The 229-nt window shown below is 31.4% G+C and carries 1 protein-coding gene; it reads left to right on the forward strand.

The genetic code is table 11. From position 1 onward, the window contains the following. Positions 1-229: hypothetical protein (locus Q0776_RS17755; RefSeq protein ID WP_298371363.1), on the forward strand; the 229-nt coding region annotated here is incomplete at both ends.

Raw genomic sequence — 229 nt, forward strand, 5'->3', positions numbered from 1 at the left:
AGCTAAATGTTGATGGTGTATCTGTTTTAAACAACACATTAGATGTTGCAAATGGAAGTGCTACCAATTTATCTGGAGATCTTAATGTAGATGGTAAAACCAAACTAAATAATACCTTAGATGTACAAGGAGCTTCTATTTTAAACAATACATTGGATGTAGTAAATGGTAGTACCACCAATTTATCTGGATTACTTAATGTTGAAGGTGTTACCTCTTTAAACAATGA

It is taken from the genome of uncultured Lutibacter sp., assembly GCF_947495725.1.
In the GTDB taxonomy this organism is placed as follows: domain Bacteria; phylum Bacteroidota; class Bacteroidia; order Flavobacteriales; family Flavobacteriaceae; genus Lutibacter.